Origin of the sequence: Streptomyces corynorhini (assembly GCF_003346515.1) — a bacterium.
GTDB classification, from domain to species: Bacteria; Actinomycetota; Actinomycetes; order Streptomycetales; family Streptomycetaceae; genus Streptomyces; species Streptomyces corynorhini.
Genome location: NZ_QQNA01000149.1, coordinates 1 through 5,472, shown reverse-complemented (window position 1 = coordinate 5,472; position 5,472 = coordinate 1). Strand labels below are relative to the sequence as shown.

The 5,472-nt window shown below is 65.0% G+C and carries 3 protein-coding genes and 1 pseudogene; 3 read left to right on the top strand and 1 reads right to left on the bottom strand.

All coding sequences use genetic code 11. From position 1 onward, the window contains the following. From DVH02_RS19250 to DVH02_RS19240, 3 genes and pseudogenes are all read left to right on the top strand, one after another. Positions 1-129, top strand: a pseudogene (locus DVH02_RS19250) (IS5/IS1182 family transposase); the annotation flags it as partial. A 511-nt stretch (positions 130-640) separates the two neighbouring features. After that, positions 641-1,474, top strand: a complete 834-nt coding sequence (locus DVH02_RS19245) for a hypothetical protein (protein ID WP_114625064.1) — start codon at positions 641-643, stop codon at positions 1,472-1,474. 5 nt (positions 1,475-1,479) lie between these two features. Beyond that, positions 1,480-3,834, top strand: a complete 2,355-nt coding sequence (locus tag DVH02_RS19240; protein ID WP_147286085.1) for an nSTAND3 domain-containing NTPase — start codon at positions 1,480-1,482, stop codon at positions 3,832-3,834. A 116-nt stretch (positions 3,835-3,950) separates the two neighbouring features. Here DVH02_RS19240 and DVH02_RS19235 read toward each other — a convergent pair whose 3' ends face one another. Then, complete coding sequence (locus DVH02_RS19235; RefSeq protein ID WP_114625062.1) at positions 3,951-4,799, bottom strand: hypothetical protein; 849 nt, start codon at positions 4,797-4,799, stop codon at positions 3,951-3,953. Between the last annotated feature and the right edge of the window lie 673 nt (positions 4,800-5,472).

Sequence of the window (5,472 nt, the reverse complement as noted above, 5' to 3'; positions counted from 1 at the left end):
ACAATCGCCTGGTTCCACGGCTTCCGACGTCTCCGCGTCCGCTGGGAAAGACGCGACGACATCCACGAAGCCTTCCTCGGGCTCGCCACCTGTCTCATCACCCACCGACACGTCCAACGCCTTTGTTAGGACCTCTAAGGGCCAGGAAGGGGTTGGCAGCGGCTCTGAAGCTTGAGGGCGGGCGGCGCACACCTTCCGAGAAGGGTCGGTCGGGGAAGCCAGCTGTGCCGAAGGCACTGTCCCATGGTGCCGGTCATGCCGGTCATGGCGGTGGGCGATGCGTTGTGAGCCGGACGTTCTTGTCCTGCAGACCAGTCGGCGCAGCCGGTCTGCACAGCGGGCTGGGCCAGTCCTCGGGTCGGTGACCGGCGGAGCCGAGCACCGACCCCGACCACCACAGACCAGGTCGTCCAGCCCCTGCTGCGCATGTGCCCCGGGCGATCGGGCAACAGGCCCGCCGGGAGGCGCATCGACGCTGCCAGGAATCCGGGGCGGTTCCGGTCAAGGTCGACCTGAACAACATGGCCGATTACGCCTGTCCCTGCAGCTGCGACAGCGGCATGCTCCCGCCTGGCTGGCCTCGACAGGGACGGCAGGGGGATCGGCTGCACGCCATAATGCTCCTGTTATAGGAGGGGTCGTGAGTCTGTCGTTTTCTCACCAGTTCAACGTGCATACGGTCACAGCGGAAGGCGGGCCCGCCCAGTTCGGGGCGAACGTGCTGGCCAGCCTCGTCGAGGGGATCAACACGTTTCAGCACGAGTGGGAGCAACAAAAACGGCGCTCACGCAGCCTGGGGCCCGGGATGCTCGGGGCGTTCTTGTGGGTTGACGATACTGAACTGCTGCGCTGTATCGCTGAGTTCCCATCAGCGTGCGTGGTGGTCAGTAAGCAGCCGAGGGGCCCACGGTCCCTAGAGAAACTGCGCAAGGTGGCCGATGCGGTGAAGGGCGCGGCCGGCTTTCCCGCTCGGGCTCTGCCCGGTCTGGAGGGGCTGCGCCTCCATGAGGATGGTGCGGCGCCGGTAGTCGGTCCCGGCTTCGCGTCAACGGACATCCAGCTGCCTGCGCTGCGCAGCCTTGGTTACCGCAAGGTCGGCGATCATCTCGTTCCGATCCTGCACACCAAGATGTTGCTGCTGGGTGAGCTGTGGTGGCACGACGAAGACGGGTCGGGCGGGGTGGCCGACGTCATCGGCTTCAGGCCCAGCCGGCTGTGGCTGGGAAGCGCCAACGGCACGGAAAGCTCCCGACGCAGCCTGGAGTTCGGGCTGTGGACGCAGGACCCCGCCCTCATAAAGGCCGCACAGAAGTTCCTGGTAGAGGTGGTGGCCCAGTCCGAGGAGCTGGATCCCGACAGCAACACCCTGACCCCGGACCTGGTCGAACCGGACTACGACGACGAGGAAATGTGGGAGGCGCTCACCGCGCTCGCCGACAACGCACCCGACGAAGGCCACGGGGACGGCGAGTGACGAGCATGAGCGAGACCGTCGCTCCCGGATCGCCTCGTTTCGCCCTGCACACCCTGGGCTGGCGTGCCTTCCAGGACCTGTGCGCGGCTGTGCTGCGAGAGGTGTGGGGGCAGTCGGTGCAGGCGTTCGCGGACTCCAACGACGGAGGCAGAGACGGCGCCTTCTACGGCACCTGGCAACCGCCGGACGAGCCCGGATGCGTGCGAGAGCTGCTGCCGGGACCCTTTGTGCTGCAGTGCAAGCACACCAAGAAGGCGGATGCCACACTTGCCCCGTCGGAACTCGAGGGCGAGTTCGCCAAGGTTCGCGCCTTGGTCGGGCGAGGGGTGTGCGCGACCTATGTGCTGCTGACCAACGCCCGGGTCAGCGGCCAGTCCGAGGAGGAAATCCGGCGTCGCCTGCGTGCCTGCGGGGTGGCGCATCCCCTTGTCCTCGACGGGCAGTGGCTGAGCGACATCATCGCCTCGCATCGGGGGCTGCGGATGTTCGTCCCTCGTGTCTACGGGCTCGGTGATCTGTCACAGATCCTCGACGAACGCGCCTACACCCAAACCTCGGTGCTGATGAAGTCCGCACCGGAGCAGGTTTCCACGTTCGTCGTCACCAGCGCCTACCGCAAGGCCGCCCGCTCACTGCGCGACCACAGCTTCGTGCTGCTGCTCGGCGACCCGGCCGTGGGTAAATCCGTCATCGCCCTGATGCTGGCTATCAGTGCCGCCGACAACTGGGGCTGCGTGGCCGTCAAACCGCGTACCTCCGACGAACTGGTGCAGCGCTGGAATCCGCACGAGAAGGGTCAGTTCTTCTGGCTCGATGACGCCTTCGGCGCGGTCCGCCATGAGGAGATCCTCACCCACGCCTGGGCGCGGGACCTGCCGCACGTGATGAGCGCCGTGAAGAACGGGGCCCGGGTCGTACTGACCTCCCGCAACTACATCTACAACGAGGCCCGGCCCCTGCTGAAACCCTATGCCTACCCCCTGCTGCGCGAACAGCAGGTCACCGTCGATGTCTCCGACCTTGCCCGCGCGGAGCGGCAGCAGATCCTCTACAACCATCTCACTGCGGGTGATCAGCCCGCGGACGTGCTCAGCCGGATGAAACCGCACCTTGAGGACGCGGCCGACGCCGAGCCATTCCGCCCAGAAGCCGCACGCCGTCTCGGACTCCAGGCGTTCACCACCGGGCTGTCCCTGAACCGCGAGAGCATCACGTCCTTCATGGCCCGGCCCCGGCAGCTCCTGATCGATGTCTACGACCAACTGGACGTGCACGCCCACGCAGCTCTTGCCCTCGTGTACGCCACAGGACAGGACAAAGGGCTGCCCAGCCCCCTCGCCCTTGATTCGGTCCAGCGCGACATCATCGAACGGGCCGGCGCCGCACCCGGCGCCACCAGCCGGGCCATGGCCACACTCACCGGCACCTTCCTCACCGAGGCAACCGCCCTTGACGGGCAGACGTACTGGTCGTTCCACCACCCCACGCTCCGGGAGGGCTTCGCCACCTGGCTGACCACTCAGACCCACTTGCTGCCCATCGTCCTCACCGGCATGACCGACCGGGCCCTGCTCTCCCGCACAGACTGCCTCCCGGTCGACAGCGAACAGCGCCAGGGCACTCTCCTGCGCATTCCGCCCCCTCTGTACCAGGCGACGGCCCAACGGATCTCCGCCTTTCGCCGGCATCGCGGCAGCTCTCCGACAGCCTGGCTGGAGGAGTACGAGCGTCGGCAAAGCGTCCTCTCCTACCTGTCAGGGGACGGCAGCGACGATTTCCTACGCGCCTACCTCATGGCAGATTCCGAACTTCACACAGTGCTACTGAACTTTGGCGCACCGGCCAGAGACGATCTCCGGACGCGGGTACTGGCCCGCCTCCATCGCGCCGGCCTGCTCCCCGAAGACATCCGGCAGCAGGCGATCGCGCACATGACGGACCTCGCAGTCACGGCACCCGATGCCTCATGGATCGAGGACGACGACTGGCAGAAGCAGCCGTGGCACGTTCTCCTCAGCGACAAGGAACGTGAGGGGCTGTTCGAGCACGTTCGTCGTGAACTCGTTCCCCGCCTCGAACAGCGGGTAGACAGCTGGGCAGCGGAGTTCGACGGCGACCCAGACAACGACCATGTCGAAGATGCGCTGTTCTGGTACAGCCAGGCCTTCGAGCAACGGCTAGACGATGATACAGCCGGTAAGTTCGATCAGGCATGCGACATCTACCAACAGGTCCGCGAAGATCCGAACGAAGCCCACCGCGACTGGGCTCCCGAGCCTCATCCCCACCGACGAAGGACCCCCCAGAACACCCATCCCATCCAGGAACAACGCAGTCTTTTCGACGACATCGACCACTGACAGACAGTGGGCAGTGTAAACAGCTACGGTCGGTCCGACGGAGTACACAGACGCGAGCAGTCCAGCCGATGGGGCCACTCAGTAGGTACGTGACGCCGCCTACTGAGCAGAGATGTTCAGTACAACGCGATGGCGTCGATAACGATGGCGGGGCCGGAGATATAGGCGTGAACGTCGTCGTCGGGAACATCCAGGCCCAACCGCTGCAGTTGCCGGGTCACCTCCTCGAGGTCGTCCTGGATCTGCGCCATCATGATGCGGCGCATCATGAACTCCCAGCCATGCAGCAGCCATTCGTCGGTGACTCTGTATTGGACCGACGAGATCAGCCGGGACACGCTGCCAAGGACGCGCAAGTCTCCTTCGAGACGGTCCGCCGATGCTTCGTCAATGAAGAAGTCCGGGCGCACGTTGACGTATACCTTGTGCGGCAGCGAACTCCCTGTGACTTCTAGAAGCATGGGAAGGGGGAGCAGTTCGTTCTGCAGGTAGACCCGCTGGATCCCCTCGGCGACGTCCGCGTCTTCCAGATCCAGGTGAGCGAGCTCACTGAGGTCGTTGATGTCACGGGCCAGCATGAGTCGGCGAAAGACGAAGAACACCTTGCTCATCACACTTGCCGCAGTGATCCGCGCGGTGCCCTCGATCTCGATGAGGGCGTCCTTGGAAAGCGCCGAGTCACCGACAGGATTGACCTGCACCGCCTTTTCGCGAATCAGGCCGTCGATCACTTTGGAAACTGTCGCCTTTTCCCGCGGTGCCAGGCTGTACGTCGATTGGAACTGAAAGTCGCTTCCTGCAGATCCGCTCAGAGCTATCGCGCCGAGGCCAGCCTTGCCGCCGCCAGACCGCTTGCTCACAGTCGTCTCAACGATGTCCTGCGCTACCGGGACGTCGATGTCGTGGTACTCCGCCTGGGACAGCAACGTCTCCAGGTCCAGGAAACTAGGGGACCTCAGTGTCATCCGAAAAGTCTCCCACCCGCCACTGACAAGCCAGGCCTCAGGCGGTCTGTCTCCATACCTGATCACGGGTAGTGGGGAGGTCTTCTGTGAGACGGTCCAGCCGCGATTGAGGCGCGCGCACGAGTCGGGCTCGGTTCTGGAGGCGCAGTGGGCGCTGCCCCCGGCGGCGCGGGCAGGCGTCCGGCAGCCCCACGGCTGTCGTTCTTCGGCAAGGCAGCGGCGTAACGCCGGATGTCGGCGGCGACCTCGCGGGCGTGCCCGGTCAGCTGGGGGGGCTGCTCGCAGTCGCGGGGTTCGAGGTGCGGGTCCTTCCGCGCAAGGACGGCGGTGACGAACGCTTCGTACGGGGGCGCGCATTCCAGGGGGAGTTCGGCCTCAATCATGAGCAGCATCTGCGTCGGGTAGACAGTGCCGTCCTGGACGGCGCGAGCGCGGCCCGGGAACGGGCTGCTCTTCGGTCACAGGCTGGCGCACCTATCGAGCGCGCTACGGCGGGCGCGCAAACTCGCGTCCTAAAGATTCTCATTACATCTGCAGCATTCTCAACCAACACGCAAGACGGCAGATCACAGGTGCTTCCAACAGAAGAAGGCAACTGCCGTTACATCTCAGCGCATCCGCAGCACCGCAGGCCAGAGACACAACGCTGCCTCAACATCAGTGAGAACTCACA

What these genes read in the sequence shown, in the direction of transcription:
- DVH02_RS19240 (WP_147286085.1), top strand. Translation starts at nt 1,480, where the DNA reads ATGAGCGAGACCGTCGCTCCCGGATCGCCTCGTTTCGCCCTGCACACC.
- DVH02_RS19235 (WP_114625062.1), bottom strand. Translation starts at nt 4,799, where the DNA reads ATGACACTGAGGTCCCCTAGTTTCCTGGACCTGGAGACGTTGCTGTCC.